This window comes from Microbacterium sp. CFBP9034, from assembly GCF_034045255.1.
Lineage (GTDB): Bacteria > Actinomycetota > Actinomycetes > Actinomycetales > Microbacteriaceae > Microbacterium.
In genome coordinates this window covers 2,359,273-2,379,061 of sequence record NZ_JAXCWC010000001.1, presented here as the reverse complement: position 1 = coordinate 2,379,061, position 19,789 = coordinate 2,359,273, and the positions used below count along the sequence as shown (strand labels likewise).

The 19,789-nt window shown below is 69.4% G+C and carries 17 protein-coding genes; 13 read left to right on the top strand and 4 right to left on the bottom strand.

Features of this window, described 5'->3' with window-relative positions:
* Nucleotides 1-38: 38 nt before the first annotated feature.
* Nucleotides 39-1,862: an AMP-dependent synthetase/ligase gene (locus SOM19_RS11020; RefSeq protein ID WP_320486560.1), complete on the bottom strand. Its 1,824-nt coding sequence runs from the start codon at nt 1,860-1,862 to the stop codon at nt 39-41.
* Nucleotides 1,863-2,011: 149 nt separating this feature from the next.
* Between SOM19_RS11020 and SOM19_RS11015 the strand changes: the two genes are divergently transcribed.
* The 3 genes from SOM19_RS11015 to SOM19_RS11005 are packed head-to-tail and all read left to right on the top strand — an operon-like array spanning nt 2,012 to nt 5,027.
* The gene (locus tag SOM19_RS11015) at nt 2,012-2,947 is read left to right on the top strand and encodes an ROK family glucokinase (RefSeq protein WP_320486559.1); all 936 of its coding nucleotides are present in this window, start codon (nt 2,012-2,014) and stop codon (nt 2,945-2,947) included.
* Nucleotides 2,948-2,951: 4 nt separating this feature from the next.
* Nucleotides 2,952-3,638, top strand: coding sequence for a lysophospholipid acyltransferase family protein (locus tag SOM19_RS11010; RefSeq protein ID WP_320486558.1), 687 nt, complete (start codon nt 2,952-2,954; stop codon nt 3,636-3,638).
* 51 nt (nt 3,639-3,689) lie between these two features.
* On the top strand, nt 3,690-5,027 hold the full coding sequence (locus SOM19_RS11005) for a class II 3-deoxy-7-phosphoheptulonate synthase (protein WP_320486557.1): 1,338 nt from the start codon (nt 3,690-3,692) through the stop codon (nt 5,025-5,027).
* Nucleotides 5,028-5,085: 58 nt separating this feature from the next.
* Here SOM19_RS11005 and pknB read toward each other — a convergent pair whose 3' ends face one another.
* Both pknB and SOM19_RS10995 read right to left on the bottom strand, forming a co-directional pair.
* Nucleotides 5,086-7,026: a Stk1 family PASTA domain-containing Ser/Thr kinase gene (gene pknB / locus SOM19_RS11000; RefSeq protein WP_320486556.1), complete on the bottom strand. Its 1,941-nt coding sequence runs from the start codon at nt 7,024-7,026 to the stop codon at nt 5,086-5,088.
* 69 nt (nt 7,027-7,095) lie between these two features.
* A complete protein-coding gene (locus SOM19_RS10995) occupies nt 7,096-8,241 on the bottom strand; it encodes a LysM peptidoglycan-binding domain-containing protein (protein WP_414683651.1) in 1,146 nt (381 codons plus the stop codon).
* A gap of 214 nt (nt 8,242-8,455) precedes the next feature.
* On the opposite strand from SOM19_RS10995, the gene SOM19_RS10990 reads away from it, so the two are divergent.
* Nucleotides 8,456-8,806: an Rv2175c family DNA-binding protein gene (locus SOM19_RS10990; RefSeq protein WP_320486554.1), complete on the top strand. Its 351-nt coding sequence runs from the start codon at nt 8,456-8,458 to the stop codon at nt 8,804-8,806.
* A gap of 30 nt (nt 8,807-8,836) precedes the next feature.
* Here SOM19_RS10990 and SOM19_RS10985 read toward each other — a convergent pair whose 3' ends face one another.
* Entirely contained in the window at nt 8,837-9,931 is a 1,095-nt protein-coding gene (locus SOM19_RS10985; protein ID WP_320486553.1) for a polyprenyl synthetase family protein, read from the bottom strand.
* 64 nt (nt 9,932-9,995) lie between these two features.
* On the opposite strand from SOM19_RS10985, the gene SOM19_RS10980 reads away from it, so the two are divergent.
* The 9 genes from SOM19_RS10980 to ftsW all read left to right on the top strand — a co-directional run bounded on the left by SOM19_RS10980 (nt 9,996) and on the right by ftsW (nt 19,766).
* On the top strand, nt 9,996-10,358 hold the full coding sequence (locus SOM19_RS10980) for an SCO2097 family morphological protein (protein ID WP_320486552.1): 363 nt from the start codon (nt 9,996-9,998) through the stop codon (nt 10,356-10,358).
* A 198-nt stretch (nt 10,359-10,556) separates the two neighbouring features.
* The gene (mraZ, locus tag SOM19_RS10975) at nt 10,557-10,988 is read left to right on the top strand and encodes a division/cell wall cluster transcriptional repressor MraZ (RefSeq protein WP_320486551.1); all 432 of its coding nucleotides are present in this window, start codon (nt 10,557-10,559) and stop codon (nt 10,986-10,988) included.
* A 106-nt stretch (nt 10,989-11,094) separates the two neighbouring features.
* Complete coding sequence (rsmH, locus tag SOM19_RS10970) at nt 11,095-12,048, top strand: 16S rRNA (cytosine(1402)-N(4))-methyltransferase RsmH (RefSeq protein WP_320486550.1); 954 nt, start codon at nt 11,095-11,097, stop codon at nt 12,046-12,048.
* Nucleotides 12,045-12,644 (top strand): cell division protein FtsL, encoded by a 600-nt coding sequence (gene ftsL / locus SOM19_RS10965; RefSeq protein ID WP_320486549.1) that lies wholly within the window; start codon nt 12,045-12,047, stop codon nt 12,642-12,644. Before rsmH ends, ftsL begins: the two co-directional genes overlap by 4 nt.
* A 4-nt stretch (nt 12,645-12,648) precedes the next feature.
* Nucleotides 12,649-14,433 (top strand): peptidoglycan D,D-transpeptidase FtsI family protein, encoded by a 1,785-nt coding sequence (locus SOM19_RS10960; protein ID WP_320486548.1) that lies wholly within the window; start codon nt 12,649-12,651, stop codon nt 14,431-14,433.
* Nucleotides 14,434-14,457: 24 nt separating this feature from the next.
* Nucleotides 14,458-15,876: a UDP-N-acetylmuramoyl-tripeptide--D-alanyl-D-alanine ligase gene (locus SOM19_RS10955; RefSeq protein WP_320486547.1), complete on the top strand. Its 1,419-nt coding sequence runs from the start codon at nt 14,458-14,460 to the stop codon at nt 15,874-15,876.
* Complete coding sequence (gene mraY / locus SOM19_RS10950) at nt 15,873-16,985, top strand: phospho-N-acetylmuramoyl-pentapeptide-transferase (RefSeq protein WP_320486546.1); 1,113 nt, start codon at nt 15,873-15,875, stop codon at nt 16,983-16,985. The genes SOM19_RS10955 and mraY overlap by 4 nt, the downstream gene beginning before the upstream one ends.
* Nucleotides 16,982-18,532 (top strand): UDP-N-acetylmuramoyl-L-alanine--D-glutamate ligase, encoded by a 1,551-nt coding sequence (murD, locus tag SOM19_RS10945; RefSeq protein ID WP_320486545.1) that lies wholly within the window; start codon nt 16,982-16,984, stop codon nt 18,530-18,532. Before mraY ends, murD begins: the two co-directional genes overlap by 4 nt.
* Nucleotides 18,486-19,766, top strand: coding sequence for a putative lipid II flippase FtsW (ftsW, locus tag SOM19_RS10940; protein ID WP_320486544.1), 1,281 nt, complete (start codon nt 18,486-18,488; stop codon nt 19,764-19,766). The genes murD and ftsW overlap by 47 nt, the downstream gene beginning before the upstream one ends.
* Nucleotides 19,767-19,789: the final 23 nt, after the last annotated feature.

The following is a 19,789-nucleotide window of genomic DNA, read 5'->3' as shown; positions in this document are numbered from 1 at the left end:
CGGACCCTCGCGGGTCCGGGGCTTCTTGCTGCACTCGGCTAGATCGAGACGTTCGTCGTGTTCACCGGGTCGCTGTAGAGCTCCTCGATGTCGCTGGCGAAGTCATCCATGATGACGTTGCGCTTGATGCTCATCTTCGGCGTGAGGTGTCCGCTCGCCTCGGTCCACTCGGTCGGGAGGAGCGTGAACTTGCGGATGGACTCGGCGCGCGAGACGGTCTTGTTCGCGTGGTCGATCGCCTTCTGCACTTCGGCGCGAACGGCGGGGTTCTTCGCCGCGTCGACCAGCGACATGTCACCCGGGAGGTCGTTGTTCGCGAGCCACGTCGGGAGCATCTCGGGGTCGAGCGTGATCAGCGCCGAGATGAAAGGCTTCTGGTCGCCCACGACGACGACCTGGCCGACGATCGGGTTGGCGCGGATCGGGTCTTCGAGCACAGCAGGAGCGACGTTCTTGCCGGCGGCCGTGACGATGATCTCCTTCTTGCGGCCCGTGATGCTGAGGAAGCCCTCGGAGTCGAACGACCCGAGGTCGCCGGTGCGGAACCAGTCGCCGTCGAACGAGGCCGCAGTCGCCTCGGGGTTGCGCCAGTACTCCTTGAACACATTGATGCCGCGCACCTGGATCTCGCCGTCGTCGGCGAGACGGACGCCCACGCCGGGGAGCACCGGTCCGACGCTGCCGATCTTCGACTTGGTCGCGAGGTTCACCGTGGCCGGCGCGGTGGTCTCGGTGAGGCCGTAGCCCTCGAGGATCACAACGCCGAGGCTGTGGAAGAAGTGGCCGAGGCGCGGGCCGAGGGGCGCCGATCCCGACACGGCGTAGACGACATTGCCGCCCATGGCTGTGCGCAGCTTGCTGTACACCAGGCGGTCGAAGAGCTTGAACTTGATCTTCGTGAGCAGCGGCACCTTCTTGCCGTTCTGCAGCAGGGTCGAGTGCTCGACGGCGGTGTGCGCGGCGGCGCGGAAGATCTTGCCCTTGCCGCCGGCCTCGGCCTTCTGCTCCGCCGAGTTGTAGACCTTCTCGAACACGCGCGGCACGGCCAGCAGGTACGTCGGCTTGAACGAGCCGAGGGCCGGGAGCAGGTGCTTCGTGTCGGGCTGGTGCCCCGTCTTCACGCCGGCGTGGATGTTCAGCACCGAGATGAAGCGGGCGAAGATGTGCGCGGTGGTGATGAAGAGCAGCGTCGAGGCGCCGGCCTTCGCCACGACCTCGGCGAGCGCCTTGGCCGAGTTGCGGGTCAGCTCGACGAAGTTGCTGTGCGTGAGCACGCAGCCCTTCGGGCGGCCGGTCGACCCCGACGTGTAGATGAGGGTCGCGATGTCGGCGCCGTTGGCGATATTGCGCCGGCGCTCGATCTCGGCGTCGGTCACGTCGGCGCCGCCGGCGACCAGCTTGTCGAGGTCGCCGCGCTGCATCTCCCACGACGAGCGGATGAGCGGCAGGTCGGCACGCACCTCGTCGAGGCGCGCGGAGTGGTCGGCCGACTCGGTGATGCAGGCGATCGCGCCGGAGTCGGAGAGGATCCAGCCGACCTGCGACGGCGAGCTGGTCTCGTACACGGGGACCATGACGGCGCCCGCGAAGAACAGGGCGAAGTCGACCAGCGTCCAGTCGTACGTGGTGCGCGCGATGAAGGCCACCTTGTCGCCGGGCTCGATACCGGCGGCGACGAATCCCTTGGCGAGGGCGATCACCTGCTTGTGGAAGTCGGCTGCGGTGATGTCGCGCCAGCCGTCGCCGTCGGGGACCGCGAAGAGGGCCAGTTGGGGGGTCGCCTTCACACGATCGACCAGCAGGTCGGTGATGTTCGCCTGCGGGTCGGCGGGGACGATTGCGGGGACTTCGAATTGGACCACGGCAGCTCCTTCGGTACCGGACGTGAATCTCGGGTGGATCTCATCCGAGTCTAATCCGCCGAGGGGGACCTGCCATCAGGGGTGTGGATGCCGCCGCGCCGATAGACTTCAGGCGCCGTCGCGCGCGCGCCGGCCGGAGAGGGAGTGCGGTGCTCAAGGTCGGGATCGACATCGGTGGGACCAAGATCGCGGGAGGTGTCGTCGACCAGGACGGTCGCATCGTCGAGAAGCTTCGCGTGGACACACCGGTCGACACCCGCGAGCTGTCGGATGCCGTCATCGACATGGCACGGCACTTCCGCGCCGGACATGAGATCGCCGCTGTCGGCGTGGCCGCCGCCGGGTTCATCGACCGCGATCGGGCGACCGTCATCCACGCCCCGAACATCGCGTGGCGCAACGAACCGCTGAAGGCGATCCTGGAGGACGGCATCGACGTGCCGGTCACCATCGACAACGACGCGAACGCCGCCGGATGGGCGGAGTTCCGCTTCGGCGCCGGGCGCGACGTCGACAACATGGTCATGCTCACGATGGGCACCGGCGTCGGCGGCGCGATCGTCCTCGACGGTGAGCTGTTCCGCGGCGGCCACGGCATCGCGGCGGAGCTCGGGCACATGCGCTTCACCCGCGACGGCCTGCCGTGCGGCTGCGGCCAGAACGGATGCCTCGAGCAGTATGCGTCGGGACGCGCTCTGCAGCGCGAGGCCAACACCATCGCCGATGGCGGCGGGATCGGCTCCGCCCTCGCCGCGCTCCGCGAGGAGAAGGGCAGCATCAGCGGCCCCGCGGTCTCGCGGCTGGTCCTGGCCGGCGACCCGGGCGCGACCGAGGCGCTGCGCCGCGTCGCGACCGCGCTCGGCGAGGCATGCGGCGGCTTCCAGGCCGTGCTCGACCCCGAGCTGTTCGTCATCGGCGGGGGAGTCGCGCAGCTCGGTGAAGACCTGCTCGGCCCCGTCCGCCTTGCGTACGAGACCTCGCTGCCCGGCTACGGCGACCGGCCTATCGCCGAGTTCGCGATCGCCCAGCTCGTCAACGACGCGGGGCTGATCGGCGCGGCCGATCTCGCGGTGGGAGGCGAGTAGCCCGATGTTCTACTGGCTGATGAAGTACGTGGTGATCGGACCGATCGTCAAGGCGATCTTCCGCCCGTGGATCGTCGGCCGCCGCAACATCCCCACCGAGGGGGGCGCCATCCTGGCGAGCAACCATCTCTCGTTCGTCGACTCCGTGATCCTGCCGCTGATGATCGACCGGCCCGTCGCGTTCCTCGCCAAGAGCGACTACTTCACCGGCAAGGGACTCAAGGGCTGGTCCACACGGGTGTTCCTCAAGGGCACCGGGCAGCTGCCGATCGATCGCACCGGGGGCAAGGCGTCCGAGGCCTCCCTCAACACCGGACTCCAGGTGCTTGGCGGCGGCGAGCTCCTCGGCATCTACCCCGAGGGCACGCGCAGCCCCGACGGCAAGCTGTATCGCGGCCGCACCGGGATCGCACGCATGGCGCTCGAGGCGCACGTCCCCGTCGTGCCGGTGGTCATGGTCGACACCGACACGATGATGCCGATCGGGCGGCGCGTGCCGAACGTCGTGCGGGTGGGCGTCGTGATCGGCGAGCCGCTCGACTTCTCACGGTTCGCGGGCATGGAGGGCGACCGCTACATCCTGCGCTCGATCACCGACGAGATCATGGTCGCGCTGCAGCGACTGGGGGAGCAGGAGTACGACGACGTCTACGCATCGACGGTGAAGGACCGACTCAAGACCACCCGCTGAACGGTCGTCATGCGCGCCTGGGGCTCCTCCGCCCACGGCTAGACTCGAAGGATGCTTCAGCAGCTCGACAGCCTCGACCACTGGCGGACCCTGCCCATCAAGCAGCAGCCCGCGTGGCCCGATGCGGATGCGGTCGCTGCGGTATCCGACGAGATCGCCACTCTTCCGCCGCTCGTCTTCGCGGGCGAGGTCGACAACCTCCGCGAGAAGCTGGCGCGCGCGGCATCCGGACGCGCATTCCTCCTGCAGGGCGGCGACTGCGCCGAGACCTTCGCGGGTGCGACTGCCGAGCAGATCCGCAACCGCATCAAGACCGTGCTGCAGATGGCGGTCGTCCTGACGTACGGCGCATCGATGCCGATCGTGAAGATGGGGCGGATGGCGGGCCAGTTCGCCAAGCCGCGCTCCAGCGACGACGAGACCCGCGGCGACGTGACGCTTCCGGCGTACCGCGGCGACATCGTCAACGGCTACGACTTCACCGAGGGCTCACGCCGGGCCGACCCGCAGCGACTGCTGAAGGGGTACCACACGGCGGCGTCGACGATCAATCTGATCCGCGCCTTCACCCAGGGCGGCTTCGCCGACCTCCGCGAGGTGCACTCGTGGAACAAGGGCTTCGCCGAGAACCCCGCCAACCAGCAGTACGAGCGTCTCGCCACCGAGATCGACCGCGCCATCAAGTTCATGGAGGCGGCCGGCGCCGACTTCGACGAGCTGAAGCGGGTGGAGTTCTACACCGGCCACGAGGGCCTGCTCATGGACTACGAGCGGCCCATGACCCGCATCGACTCGCGCACGAGCCTGCCGTACAACACCTCGGCGCACTTCCTGTGGATCGGGGAGCGCACGCGCGACCTCGACGGCGCCCACGTCGACTACTTCTCGAAGATCCGCAACCCCATCGGGGTCAAGCTCGGACCCTCGACCTCGCCCGAGACGGCCCTCGCGCTCATCGACAAGCTCGACCCGAACCGCGAGCCCGGACGCCTCACCTTCATCACGCGGATGGGCGCCGGCAAGATCCGCGACGCGCTGCCGCCCCTGCTCGAGGCCGTGAAGGACTCGGGCGCCACGCCGCTGTGGGTCACCGACCCGATGCACGGCAACGGCATCACGACGCCGACGGGCTACAAGACGCGCCGCTTCGACGACGTCGTGGACGAAGTGCGCGGATTCTTCGAGGCGCACCGCGCCGTCGGAACCTTCCCCGGCGGCATCCACGTCGAGCTGACGGGCGACGACGTCACCGAGTGCCTCGGCGGCTCCGAGCACATCGACGAGGCCACGCTCGCGACCCGGTACGAGTCGCTGTGCGACCCGCGCCTGAACCACATGCAGAGCTTGGAGCTCGCGTTCCTGGTCGCCGAGGAGCTGGAGAAGCTGTAACCGGATGCCTCGGCCGGGGCATCCGCTCTCTTCGCGGGTGTGACCGCGGGGAGCGAGGTCAGCCGCTGACGGTGATCTCGATGTAGACGCGGGTGTTCTTGAGGAGCATCGAGCCCGCAGCCGGATCCGAGCCGCTCACCTCGGTGATCTCGTCGGGGAACGGCGCCCACAGGGCGGAGTAGTCGACCTGGAATCCGGCGCCTTCGAGAGCCGCGATCGCCTCGTCACGGGTCATGCCGGCCACGTCCGGCACTTCGAACAGCGGGGGCCCGGTCGAGACGATCAGCGACACCGCGTCTCCTGCCCGCCACCAGCCGCCGCCTTCGCGCTCGGTCGTGCCGATGACCAGGCCGGTATCGACTTCCTCGCTCGACTGCTCGATGACCCCCTCGGCGACGGTGAGGCCGGCGTCGGTCAGGGTGCTGCGGGCGTCATCGACCGAGAGTCCGCGCACGCTCGGCAGCGCGCCGAGCGAGACCCACAGGGTCGCCGTGTCGCCCTGGTGCGCGAGGCACCCCTCGCCGCACTCGAGGTCTTCGCTGCCGTCGCGCGGATGCACCAGCACCCCGACGATCGTGTCGGCGGCCGACTCGGTGTAGAACGGGGTCTCGCCGTCGACGGCGATCCGGTGCGAGTCGAGGATCGCGGTCGCGTCCGTCTTGCTCTTGCCCAGCATGGACTCGATCTGCGCCTCAGCCGGACCGCGGGAGATCAGCACCGTGACCTCGGAGTCCTGCTCGACGCGCGCGCCGCTCTGGGGATCGGTGCCGATCACGCGCCCGACCTCGACCTCGAGGCTGTTCTCCCCCTTCTCCACTGCGACGAGCGAATCCTCGTCGAGCCGAGCGGATGCCTCTTCGAAGGTCATTCCCGACACCTCGGCCACGGCGACCATCGACCCGGGCCCGGAGCCGAACCACCAGCCGAGCCCGGCGGCGAGGGCCGCGAGCAGGAGGACGAGCGCGACCAGCCAGCCGCCCTTCACCTGGCGTCGTTTGGTGGCGCGGCGCAGGCGCGTGGCGTTGTCGACCTCCTCGACCGGCATGGCCGCGATCGCCCCGGTCGTGGGGAGGACGGCGGTGAGATCGCCGGATGCCGAGCCCTCATCGTGCAGCCTGCCGATCGGCATCGTGCGGGTGACCGTGGGCGTGATGGCGAGGTCGCGCTCGATCTCGCGCAGGCGGTCGAGCATCTCGCGGGCGTCGGAGGGGCGGTCGTCGGGGTTCTTCTCGGTGGCCCACAGGACGAGTTCGTCCAGCGGCTCGGGAACGCCCGGATTCTTCACGCTGGGCCGGGGGACGGAGTCGGTCGCATGCTGGAAGGCGATCTGCATCGGCTGCTCGCCCTTGTAGGGCTGCTCGCCGGTGAGCATCTCGTAGAGCATGATGCCGAGGGCGTAGATGTCGCTGCGAGCGTCAGCGGTGCCCCGGGTGACGAGCTCGGGCGCGAGGTAGGCGATCGTGCCGAGCAGCTGGGCGCCCGTCGCGGTGTTCGCCGTGGTCGCCCGTGCGAGACCGAAGTCGCCGATCTTGATGCGTCCGTCCTCGGCCAGCAGCACGTTCTCGGGTTTGACGTCTCGGTGCACGATGCCGGCGTGATGCGCGGCGGCGAGGCCCGACAGGATCGCGTCGAGGATCGACACGGCCTGGGGGACCGTCAGCCTGCGCTGCTCTCGGACCAGTTCGCGCAGGGTGATTCCCGGCAGGTACTCCATGACGAGGTAGGCCATGTCGCCGTCCTGGCCCTGGTCGAAGACGTTCACCACGTGTGGGTCGGCCAGCCGGGCGGCGGCGCGAGCCTCCTGGATGAAGCGGCTCTGGAAGACGGTGTCGTCGCTGAGGTGACCGTGCATGACCTTCAGGGCGACACGACGCTCGAGACGAAGATCGGTCGCGACGTAGACCGTCGCCATCCCGCCCCGGGCGATGCGAGCACGCACCCGGTACCGGCCGTCGACGAGACGGCCGATCAGCGGGTCCGTCTGCTGACTCGTGCTCACGCTGAGAGTCTACGGACGCGTACCTGCGAGCCCGCGGAGCGGCTCACCCCCGGACGCCAGACGTTCAGCTCAACCCAGGGCGGCGAGCCAGGCGAATGCGGGCTTCTCCCACTGCGCATAACGATCGGGATACGCCGAGATCTGTACCGCCTGGGCGGCATCTGTGTACGACATCTTCTGCCAGCCCGGGATGTCGAGCAGGCCGCGGGTGTTCGCGCCGTTGGGATCGGACGATCCGCCGTAGAACGCCTTGATCGAGCGCACCTTGTCGCGCACCTGAGCCGCGGTGCCCCAGCCGGTGCTCGGTCGCTGCTGGAACAGCCCGAGCGAGTCGCGGTCTCCCCAGTCGAGATTTCGGAGCCAGGACTCCTGCATCGAGGTCCCGAGAGCGATCGCAATTCCCCGGTCGGGCACCCCGAGCTCGCGTCCGATCTGGATGATGAGCGTGGCGTTGCCCACCTGCTCGCTGTCGAGACCGGCGGCCGATCCCGACCCCTTCGCCGGGATCGTGAGCTTCTGCCCGGGGTAGATGATCGAGGACCAGCCCAGGCCGTTGGCGCCGAGCACGGCCTGGATCGATACGCCGTGCCGCGAGGCGATGGTGCTGATCGTGTCGCCGGCCTTCACCTCATACGCGCCAGCGGGAGCTGGTGCAGGAGCAGGTGCAGCGGGCGCCGGAGCGGGTGCGGGCGACGACGCCGGAACCGACGCGAGGACCTTGCCCGGGATCGCGAGCTTCTGCCCGGGGTAGATGATCGACGACCAGCCCAGCTGATTCGCGGCGAGGACGGCCTGGATCGATACGCCATGGCGGGAGGCGATGGCGCTGATCGTGTCGCCGGCAGTGACGACGTACGACGCGGATGCCGGAGCCGCTGCTTTCGCCGGCGTCGAGGGAGCCGCCGCGGCCGAGCCGCCGACGAGCGTGATCACCTGCCCGGGGTAGATGGTGGACCTCCACGTGAGGCCGTTGAGCGCGAGGACGTCGACCGTGCGCAGTCCGAACTTCGAGGCGATCGCGCTGATCGTGTCGCCGCGCTGGACGGTGTACGCCGCGGGTGCCTTCGTCGCGGGAATCTTGCTCGTCACGCCGACCGCGCCGAGGACTTTCGGCGGCACGACCCGCAGGAGGCGTTCGTCGACCGGACGGGTCTCGGCGTGCGCGGGCGACGCGGTGAGAGCGAGCGCGATGGAGCCGATGACCGCTGCGGGCAGCCCGGCGGTGATCAGGCGCGATGATGATCGCGCGTTCTGGTTGTCGATGACGGGTCGCAAGAGATTTCCCCCCTCTTTGGACTTCGAGAACCGTGTCACGGATGTGAACTCCTGTCAACGGGTGCTATAGGTGGGGCTGGTGTGACAGGAGTGGCTTGGGTGCTTGCGCCGCCGACGCGTGCGCGTGGCGTCGGGAGAGTGGGATAGTTGATCGGTGACCGCTGACGACTCTTCCCGCATCGAGACCGAATGGCTCACCCTGCCCGACCTCGTGGAGGTTCTGGGCGAGCCGCTGGGCCGCGTGCGCCGCTTCCTCGACGAGTCCTATCTGCTGGGCTCGCGTCGCAACGGTGCGATCAAGGTTCCGTCGCTCTTCATCCTCGACGGGCACCCCATCCCCTCGCTCCGGGGCACGATCATCGTGCTGCAGGACGCCGGATTCACCGACGACGAGGCCATCGACTGGCTGCTCGCGCCCGACGACACGATCGGCATGCCCCCGATCGAGGCGCTTCGCGCCGGTCGCAAGGCCGAGGTCCGACGCGTCGCGCAGACACTCGCCTGACCCGAACCGCCGCCGTCCGAACGGAGGGCGTCAGGTGACGCGAACGGTCGCCGCGCGCGCCAGGTCGCGCAGTTCGCCGACCGCCGCGTTCCCGAGGCGGGCGCCCGACAGCGACCGCTCCGCCTCGCGCGCGTAGGTCGAGATCAGCGTCTCGACGCGCTCGAGCGCGCCGGTCTCGACGATCGTCCGCTGCAGCGAGGCGATCTGATCCGCCTTGAGCGTCGGGTCTCCGACGAGCTCGTCGACGATCCGACGGGCCGGAGGTGCGAGCGCCTCGCGCGCATACGCGATGAGCACGGTGCGCTTGCCCTCGCGGAGGTCGTCGCCCGACGGCTTGCCGGTCTCGCGCTCGTCCCCGAACACCCCCAGCACGTCGTCGCGGAGCTGGAATGCCATGCCCACCGGGTGGCCGAACGCAGCGAGGGCAGCGGCCTGTGCGGCATCCGCTCCCGCCAGGGCCGCTCCGATCGCGAGCGGCTGCTGGATGCTGTACCGGGCCGACTTGAGCGACGCGACGCGGAGTGCCCGCTCGGCGTGACGCTCGTCGGGCTCGGTGAGGAAGGCCGACTCTTCGGCGATATCGAGGAACTGGCCGATCGTCACCTCGCGCCGCATCGTCGCGTACTCGGCACGGGCGGCAGCGGCATCCGTCGGACCGACCCCGGTCAGGCCCTCTTCGAAGAGGTCGTCGCTCCAGGCCACCAGAAGGTCGCCCAGCAGGATGGCACCCGAACGGCCGAAGGACGCGGCATCCCCCGCCCAGTGAGCGTCGCGATGAGCGGCCTCGAGGGCCCGGTGCGCCGCGGGGCGACCGCGGCGGGTGTCGGAGTTGTCGATGACGTCGTCGTGCACGAGCGCGGCGGCGTGGAAGACCTCGAGCGAGGTCGCTGCGGTGACCACGGCGTCGGGGAGCGAACCGGACGGACGGGATGCCTCCTCCACTGCCCTCCACCCGGCGACGCAGAAGCGACCGCGGAGCCGCTTTCCGCCCGTCGCAGCAGCCGCTGCCGCCTCGACGAACAGCACCGCCTCGGAGCCGAGGTCGCCCGCGTGAGCCCGCTGAGCCGTGACGAAAGTGTCCAGACGCTGGGAAATGGCTTGGACAGGGTCTGGAGAGGCTGACACGGGCCTAGCCTAGTGATCTACGGCACGCGTAGAATCAACGCAGTAGAGCCACAGAGGGGGATGCATGCCACTCTCCGAACAGGAGCAGCGTCTGCTCGACGAGATGGAACGCCATCTCATGCGCAACGACGCGGACGTCGTCAGCGCGCCGCGAGACGGTCGCAGCCTGAGCTACCGGAACATCGTGTACGGCACGATCCTGGTGCTCCTGGGGCTCGGCGGCCTCATCGTCGGAGTGTCCCTCCCGCTCATCGTCGTGGGAGTGATCGGATTCGTCGTCATGCTCGGGGGAGTCATCCTCGCCGTCACGCCGACCCGCACCCCGGGGCACGTCCGTGTCCAGCCCGACAAGCCGGCCCCGGCGCGCCAGAGCTCATTCATGGATCGCATGAACGACCGCTGGGACAAGCGGCAGGGAGAGCGCTGATCCGCGCCATCCGCTGACGCAGCGAGACAAGCACCGACCTTCGGGTCGGTGCTTTTTTCTTTGCCTGCCGGCCCTCTTCTCGCGGCGAATTGGAGTGCGGAGGGATCGCCGTGCCACAAATAGATGGCGAAGTGGAGGGAAGTGGAGTAAAGTGGTGTGCAATCCCGGGGGGCCGGACAAAGGGGGTGTGGTGTACCGATGCTGTTGGGCACGCATACTCCGAGGCTCGACGACAAGGGTCGCGTCATCCTCCCGGCCAAGTTCCGCGACGATCTCGGCGGAGGCGTCGTCGTGACGCGCGGACAGGACCGCTGCCTCTACGTGTTCAGCACCGAGGAATTCGAGCGGGTGCACGAGCGCATCCGTGAGGCGCCGCTCGCGAACAAGCAGGCACGCGACTTCCTGCGCATGTTCCTCTCCGGCGCCAGCGCCGAGAAGCCCGACAGCCAGAACCGCATCACCATCCCGCCGCCGCTTCGGGCCTACGCCGGCCTCGACCGCGAACTCGTCGTCACCGGCGTGGGCGCCCACGCCGAGATCTGGAACGCCGAGGCCTGGAACACCTACGCCGAAGCCAACGAAGAGAACTACGCCGAACTGGAGCAGGAGGTGATTCCGGGCCTCTTCTGAGCCCCTCGGTCCCGACTCCCAGCCGCTCCCGCCCTGACACACTTCCCCGGTGCCAGGTCAGAGCGGATGGGGATCAGGGCCGAGGAACCCAGGGCCCCGCACGATCATGAACCTCCGCGACATCCACACCCCCGTGCTCCTCGACCGCTGCGCCGAGCTGCTCGCCCCCGCACTCCAGCGCGAAGGCGCCGTGTTCGTCGACGCCACCCTGGGCATGGGCGGCCACTCCGAGGCGTTCCTCGAGCGGTTCCCCGGCTCCCGGCTGGTCGGCCTCGATCGCGACACCGACGCGCTGCGGATCGCGGGGGAGCGGCTCGCCCGCTTCGGCGACCGCGTCACCCTCGTGCACACGGTGTACGACGGCATCGTCGAGGCCGTCGCCTCTGCGGGTTACCGAGCGGCCGACGCTATCCTCTTCGACCTGGGTGTCTCGTCACTGCAGCTCGACGTCGCCGACCGCGGCTTCGCCTACTCGAAGGACGCGCCGCTCGACATGCGCATGGACCAGTCGGCCGGCACGACGGCAGCCGACATCCTCGCGACATACGGCGAGGGCGACCTGCGACGCATCTTCGAGCGCTACGGCGAGGAGAAGCTGTCAGGGCGCTACGCACGCGCCATCATCGCGGCACGCGCCGAGGCGCCCATCGAACGCTCCGGGCGGCTCGTCGAGATCCTCGTCGCGGCCACTCCCTACGCCGCGCAGCGCACCGGGCACCCGGCGAAGCGGGTGTTCCAGGCGCTGCGCATCGAGGTCAACCGCGAGCTGTCCGTGCTCGAGCGGGCGATCCCGGCCGCGCTGAGCGTGCTGCCCGTCGGCGGCCGCATGGTGGTGCTGGCGTACCAGTCACTCGAGGACCGCATCGTCAAGCGGGCGCTGGCGGATGCCTCGGCCTCGACCGCGCCGGCGGGGCTGCCCGTCGAGCTGCCCGAGCACGCCCCGAAGTTCAAGCTGCTGGTCAAGGGGGCAGAGCTGGCGTCCGACGAGGAGCGCGCGGTCAACCCGCGCGCCACGCCGGTGCGCCTGCGTGCCGCCGAGCGGCTGAGGGAGGACTCATGAGCATTCTCACGAGCAACCTCGCCACCGCGCCCTCCGTCTCGCCGGAACGGCGTCCGGAACCGGCACGACGCCTGCGCGCCGTCGAGGCGCCCGCCCGCCGTCGCCGGCCGAAGCTGCTGTACGGCATCCTCGCCGTGCTCGGGGCGTTCCTCATCGGCGCCGCCCAGATGTCGCTGTCGATCATGACGACCCAGGGGTCGTACGAGCTTTCCGCACTCGCCAAGGAGCAGCGCGACCTGACCTACCAGAAGCAGATGCTGTACGACGACGTCGCCGGGCTCAGCTCGCCGCAGTACCTCGCGGCCAACGCCGCGGCCCTCGGGATGGTCATCGACGAGTCGCCCAGCTACCTGCGACTCAGCGACGGCGCCCTCCTCGGGGCGGGCGAGGTCTCGCTCGGATCGTCGTCGATCGACGCCATCGGGCGGGGCACCGTTCCCAACGCGCTCATCGCCGGCACGCCGCTGGTGACCGCGCCGGATGCGACGATCGAGGGCAAGCCGGTCGTCGCCCCGGACGCGCTCACCGAGGATGGCGGAGTCGCCAACACTCCGCCGCCGATCACCGACGGACTGCCCACCCCGAGCACACACTGAAGCCATGACGACACGCAGCACAAGAAGTCCTCGTCGCCGTACCGTCGTCGCATTGGCCGTCGTGCTGGCCGTGCTCGCGGGGTTCATCGTGCGTCTGATCGACATCCAGGTGGTCAATGCGGACGAGCACGTCGCCGACTCCCTCGACATCGCGTTCCGTGGCTCGCAGGTGCTGTACGGAACACGCGGTCAGATCGTCGACGAGACCGGACAGGTGCTCGCGGGCAGCGTGCTGCAGTACGACTGCCAGCTGGACCCGCTGCTCGTCACCCAGATCGACGACGAGATCGAGGCGGGGAAGTCCCAGGCCACGCCGTGGTCGGAGGTGTCCGAGGACGCCGCCGAGATCACCGGCCAGACGCCGGACGAGGTGCGTGCGATCGTGACCGACGCACTGGCGGACGACCCGGCCAGTCGTTTCGCCTACCTGAAGAAGCGCGTCGACACCGAGGACTACCGTGCGCTCGCCGACCTCGGCGTGCCCTACATCGTGTGCCGGCAGCATCCCGCCCGCTCCTACCCCGACGGCGCCGTCGCCGGAAACCTCGTCGGCTTCGTCGGCACGGACGGACAGCCCCAGGAAGGTCTCGAGAAGTCCTACGACGACTGCCTCGCGGCGACGAACGGGGCACTGGCGTACGAGCGGGGGAAGGACGGGGTCGTGATCCCCGGCACGGAGCGGGAGCAGCCGGCCGAGGACGGCGGCACGCTCGCGCTCACCATCAACCGCGACCTGCAGTGGTACCTCCAGCAGCTGATCGGCGAGCAGGTGCAGGACATGGCCGCACAGCGCGGCGGCATCCTGGTGTACGAGGTGAAGACGGGCAAGGTGCGCGCGGCCGCGGAGTTCCCGACGGTGGACCCCAACAATGTCGACGCGTCCGCCGTGGGCGACCGCACGAGCGAGATCTTCCTCGGCACGTTCGAGCCCGGTTCGACGTTCAAGGGGCTGACCGCGGCGACGGTCATCGACGCCGGCGGACAGACGCCGGCATCGACCGTGACCGCATCGAGCCGCGAGGAGTTCCCGAACGGCGCACGTGTGCAGGACTCCTTCCAGCACCCCGCCAACCTCTACACGCTGACGGGGGTGCTCATCGACTCGTCGAACGCAGGCATCTCGAAGTTCAGCGAGACGGTGACCCCGCAGACCCGCTACGAGTACTTCAAGAAGTTCGGCATCGGCGAAGGGACGTCGTCGGGATATCCCGCCGAGCAGAACGGCCTCCTGTACCCGGCCGACCAGTGGGGCGCCCAGACCACCTACAACACCTCGTTTGGACAGGCGGTCACCACGACGATGCCCGAACTCGCCCGCGCCTACGGAGCGATCGCGAACGGCGGCGTGAAGATGCCGCTGTCGATCATCGAGTCCTGCACGGACGCGGACGGCACCGTGCACGAGCCCGAGCGCGCAGAGCCCGAGCGGGTCATCAAGGAGAGCACGTCGGCGCAGATGCGCGCGATGCTCGAGAACGTGTTCCTCCAGGCGCCCTACGCCAAGACCGTCGAGATTCCCGGCTACCGCATCGCGGGCAAGACCGGAACCGGTGAGAAGACCGACGGAAACGGCCGCTACAAGGCGGGCGTCTACTACACGACGATGGTGGGCTTCGCCCCCGCGGACGACCCCGAGTACGTCGTGGTCGTCACGCTCGACGAGCCCACGAAGGTAACATCGTCAGCGGCCAACGCGACCGCGTTCCAGAAGGCCATGACGCAGGTGCTCAAGACCTACCGCGTGATGCCCGCGACGACGGCGCCGGAGCTGCTGCCCAAATTCGGGTGACGCTTTCATCCGGCCGGAGAACACATGATCGCCCTCACCATCGCCCAGCTCGCCCGCGCCGTCGGGGGAGAGGCTGTGCTCGCGCCCGGTGACGCCCTCGACACCGTCGTGGCGGGCACCGTCGACACCGACTCGCGGCTGATCGGCGACGATGGCGTCTTCGTCGCCAAGCCGGGCGAGGAGACCGACGGGCATCTGTTCGTCGACGCCGCCGTGTCGCGCGGCGCGAAGGTCGCGATCGTCGAGCATGTCGTGCAGACCAAGGCGGCCGTGACCCAGATCGTGGTCCCGGACGCCGTCCAGGCTCTCGCGGACCTCGCGCGCGACGTCGTCGCGAGGGTGCGGGATGCCGGCGCCCTCCGCGTCGTCGGCATCACCGGGTCCAACGGCAAGACGACGACGAAGAACCTCCTCGCGCGCATCCTCGAAGGCGAGGGTGAGACGGTGTCGCCGAAAGCGTCGTTCAACAACGAGGTCGGCGCGCCGCTGACGATGCTGCGCGTCACCGCGGACACCAGGTTCCTGGTGAGCGAGTTCGGCGCGAGCGCCCCCGGAGAGATCGCCCGGCTCGCCGGGCTCGTCGACCCCGACATCGGCGTCGTGCTCATGGTGGGCCTGGCGCATGCCGGCGGGTTCGGCGGGATCGAGGCGACCTTCGAGGCCAAGTCCGAGCTCGTGCGGGCGCTCCGTCCCGGCGGCCTCGCGGTGCTCAACGCCGACGACGCCCGTGTCGCCGCGATGGCCCCGATCGCCGCCGAGCGCGGCGCCGCGGTCCGGTGGTTCGGCCGGGGGTCGGCGGCGGACGTGCATGCCGACGACGTCGTGGTGACGGCATCCGGAACCACCTGTGTCGTGACGGCGGACGGCGTCTCCCTCCCGCTGCGGCTGCGCGTGCTCGGCGAGCACCACGTGATGAACGCCCTGGCTGCGATCGCCGCCGCGACGGCGCTCGGCGTGTCGCTGGCGGACTGCATCGCGCGGCTCGAGACCGTCGAGATCGCGGAGCGCTGGCGCATGCAGCCGCTCGGGTCCGACCGGGTGCGCATCATCAACGACGCCTACAACGCCAGCCCCGACTCGATGGCCGCGGCGCTGCGCACGCTCGCGCAGATCACCGGCCCCGGCGAGCGCACGGTCGCGGTCCTGGGCGCGATGAGCGAACTCGGCGAGCATTCCGAGGAGGAGCACGACAGGGTCGGCCTGCTCGCCGTGCGGCTCGGCATCCAGCGGATCGTCGTCGTCGGCCCGGACGCGCGCCGCATGTACCTCGAAGCCGTGGCGCAGGGCTCCTGGGACGCCGAGGCGGTGTTCTTCGCCACCGCAGACGAGGCGTTCGAGTACCTTCAGGGTGAACTGCGCGACGGCGACCGCGTGCTCGTCAAGTCCTCGAACTCGGCCGGTCTCCGGTTCCTGGGCGATCGTCTGGGAGAATCGTTCTCGTGAGATCACTCCTGACGGCAGCCGCGATCTCGCTGGCATTCACGCTCTTCCTCACCCCCGTCTTCCTGCGGCTCTTCCGCAAGTGGGGCTGGGGGCAGGTCATCCGCACCCCGGAGAACATCCACAACCCGAGCCATCAGGCCAAGCGCGGCACCGCGACGATGGGCGGCACGATCTTCATCGTCGGCACTCTCGTCGGCTATCTCGTCGGCGCCTTCACGGGCAACAACCCGCCGACGATCTCGGGCTGGCTCGTGATCTGGATGATGGTCGGCTTCGGCGCAGTCGGCTTCGCCGACGACTACATCAAGGTGCGCAGCCAGCGCAGCCTCGGCCTCACCGGCTGGCGCAAGATCCTCGGTCAGGTGCTGGTCGTCGTGCCGTTCGCCATCGTCGCACTCAACTTCCCCAACGCGCGAGGGCAGACTCCCGCCTCGCCGTTCATCTCCATCTTCCGCGACGTCCCCGTGCTGTCCTTCATGGCGCTGGGACTGGTCGTCGGCTGGATCGTCTACCTCGCGTGGGTGACGTTCATCGGCGTGGCTTTCTCGAACGGCGTCAACCTCAGCGACGGTCTGGACGGCCTTGCCGCCGGCGCGGCGATCTTCGTCGTCGGCGCGTACAGCCTCATCGCGTTCTGGCAGTTCAACCAGTCGTGCTGGGGACTCGAGGGGCTGTCGCCGGGGCTTGCCGGCGGATGCTACCCGACGCCCAACCCGTTCGACCTGGCGATCGTCTCGGCGTCGTTCGTCGGCGCACTCGTCGGCTTCCTGTGGTGGAACGCGCCCAAGGCGAAGGTCTTCATGGGCGACGTCGGCTCGATGGCGATCGGCGGCGTGATCGCCGCCATGGCGATCCTGACCCGCACCGAGCTGCTCGCCGTGCTCGTCGCGGGCGTCTACGTCATCGCACCGGGCTCGGTCATCCTCCAGCGCCTGTACTTCAAGCTCACGCGCGGCAAGCGACTGTTCCTCATGAGCCCGCTGCACCATCACCTCGAGATGCGCGGCTGGTCGGAGATCACGATCGTCGTGCGCATGTGGATCATCGCCGGGCTCCTGGCTGTATCCGGCATCGGCTTCTTCTACGTGGAATGGCTCTCCCAGACATGAGCGACGATCGCCTGCACGCCCTGACGAGCTGGCACGCGGACTGGAAGGGCCTGCGCGTCGCGGTGCTCGGCCTGTCGGTCACCGGCTTCTCGGTTGCCGACACGCTCGCAGAGCTCGGCGCCGACGTCCTCGTCGTGACCGAGAAGGCCGACGAGGAGTACGCGCGCCTCCTGCCCGTGATCGGCGCCCGCCTGTGGACCGGCCCGCTCGACACCGTGCCGGACACGCTCTCCGAGTTCGCGCCCGAGGTCGTGGTGGCCTCGCCGGGCTTCGCGCCGGGGCATCCGCTCATCGCATGGGCGAGGGAATCGGATGCCGCGCTCTGGGGCGACGTCGAGCTCGCCTGGCGCGTGCGCGACAAGGTCGTGCGCGCCGACGGCTCGCCCGCCGACTGGATCCTGGTGACGGGCACGAACGGCAAGACCACGACCACACGGCTCACCGCCGCGATGCTCGTCGCCGGGGGAGTCCGGGCCGCTCCCGTGGGCAACATCGGCACGCCCGTGCTCGACGCCGTGCGGGATCCGTCCGGCTTCGACGCCCTCGTGGTCGAGCTCTCCAGCCATCAGCTCTGGTACCTGGGCCTGCAGTCCGGGCCGGAGCCGGTCTCGCCGCATGCCGCCGTGTGCCTGAACCTGGCCGACGACCACCTGGAGTGGCACGGCTCGTTCGAGGCCTATCGCGACGCCAAGGCCCACGTGTACGACAACACGCGCGTCGCCTGCGTCTACAACAAGGCGGATGCCGCGACCCGCGCCATGGTGGAGGATGCCGAAGTCGTCGAGGGCGCGCGCGCGATCGGCTTCGATCTCGGCGTGCCGGGTCCGAGCGACCTCGGAGTCGTGGACGGCATCCTGGTCGATCGGGCGTTCCTGGTCGATCGCCGCACCAGCGCTCTCGAGCTGACCACGGTCGCCGAGCTCGCGGGGCTCGGCCTGTCGGCGCCGCACATCGCCGCGAACATCCTCGCCGCGGCGGCGCTCGCGCGATCGCTGGACGTGTCGCCGGCCGACGTGCGCGACGCGCTGCGCGGGTTCCGGCTCGACCCCCATCGGATCGAAGTGGTCGCCCGGCATGAGGGCGTCACGTGGGTCGACGACTCGAAGGCGACGAATCCCCACGCCGCCGCGTCGTCGCTGACGGCGTACCCCGGAGCGGTGTGGGTCGTCGGCGGTCTGCTCAAGGGCGTCGACATCTCGGGCCTCGTCGCGGGACGGGGCGCTCAGGCCAAAGCGGCGATCGTCATCGGCGCCGATCGCGAAGCCGTCGTCACGGCGTTCTCGCGACACGCGCCGGGGGTGCCCGTGTTCGAGGTCGACGCCATCGAGACTGAAGAGGTCATGACGCGGGCCGTCGAGCTGGCGGCCGGGATCGCGCGTGACGGGGACGTGGTTCTTCTCGCTCCCGCCGCGGCATCCTTCGACCAGTTCGCCTCGTATGCGGACCGCGGCCGGAGATTCGCGGACGCGGTGAAGGAACGGATCGGAACGGGGGGCGAGGATGAGCACGACGCATCCGCCGACCCGGACGCCGCCCGCGACGCCTGAGCCGTCCGCCAAGCGCGGCCTCGCCGCGCGCGTCTCGCTCGGCCGCGTCTTCGCACCCGTGCCGAGCGAGTTCCTGCTGATCGCATCCACCGCGCTGCTCCTGACCCTCTTCGGGCTCGTGATGGTGCTGTCGGCGACATCGGCCACCGCCGCAGCACGCGGTGAGGCGCCGTGGGACGTCGTCGTCAAGCAGGGCGTGTTCGCGCTTCTCGGCATCCCGCTCATGTTCGTCGCCAGCCGGCTGCCCATCACGTTCTGGAAGAAGCTCGCCTGGCCGGCGCTGATCTTCGCGACCGCATTCCAGATGCTGGTGTTCACCCCGCTCGGCCACTCGAACGACGGCAACCGAAACTGGATCACGATCGCGGGTTTCCAGGCCCAGCCTTCGGAGTTCCTCAAGCTCGCCCTGGCGCTCTGGGTCGCGTACGTGCTGTTCCGCAAGCAGACGCTTCTCGGGCTGTGGCGTCACGTCTATATCCCGCTGGTGCCGGTGGCCGGGCTCGCGATCGCCACCGTCCTGGCGGGCAAGGACCTCGGCACCGCGATGATCCTGGTGCTCGTCGTGCTCGGAGCGCTGTTCTTCTCGGGCGTCAAGCTGCGCATCTTCATCCTCCCGGTGATCATCGCGGCCGGCAGCGTCGCCGTGCTCGCCGTCACCAGTCCCGACCGCATGCGGCGGTTCATGAGCTTCCTCAACCCCAACTGCCTCGACGACTACTTCAACGACTGCTACCAGCCCCTCCACGGCATCTGGGGGCTGGCGAGCGGCGGTGTCTTCGGGCTCGGTCTCGGCAACTCCCGTGAGAAGTACGACTGGCTTCCCGCCGCGGCGAACGACTACATCTTCGCGATCGTCGGCGAGGAGCTCGGGCTCATCGGGTGCGCGGTGGTGCTGGCCCTGTTCGCCCTCTTCGCGGTCGGGGCGTTCCACGTCATCCGCAAGACCGACGACCCGTTCGTTCGGATCGCCGCCGGCGCGATCACCGTGTGGATCGTCGGGCAGGCGCTCATCAACATCGGCGTCGTGCTCCGTGTGTTCCCCGTCATGGGCGTGCCGCTGCCCTTCATGTCGCAGGGCGGGACGTCGCTGCTCTCGGTGCTGCTGGCATCGGGCGTGCTGCTGGCCTTCGCGCGCACTCTTCCGGCCGCCGTCGCGAAGCGCGAGGCCGCGATCCAGCGTGCGCGGGCCACTCGAGCACGGCGTGCGGCGAGCGAGGCTCGGGCGACCCGCTGACCGCGGCCCGCTCCGTCGAGATG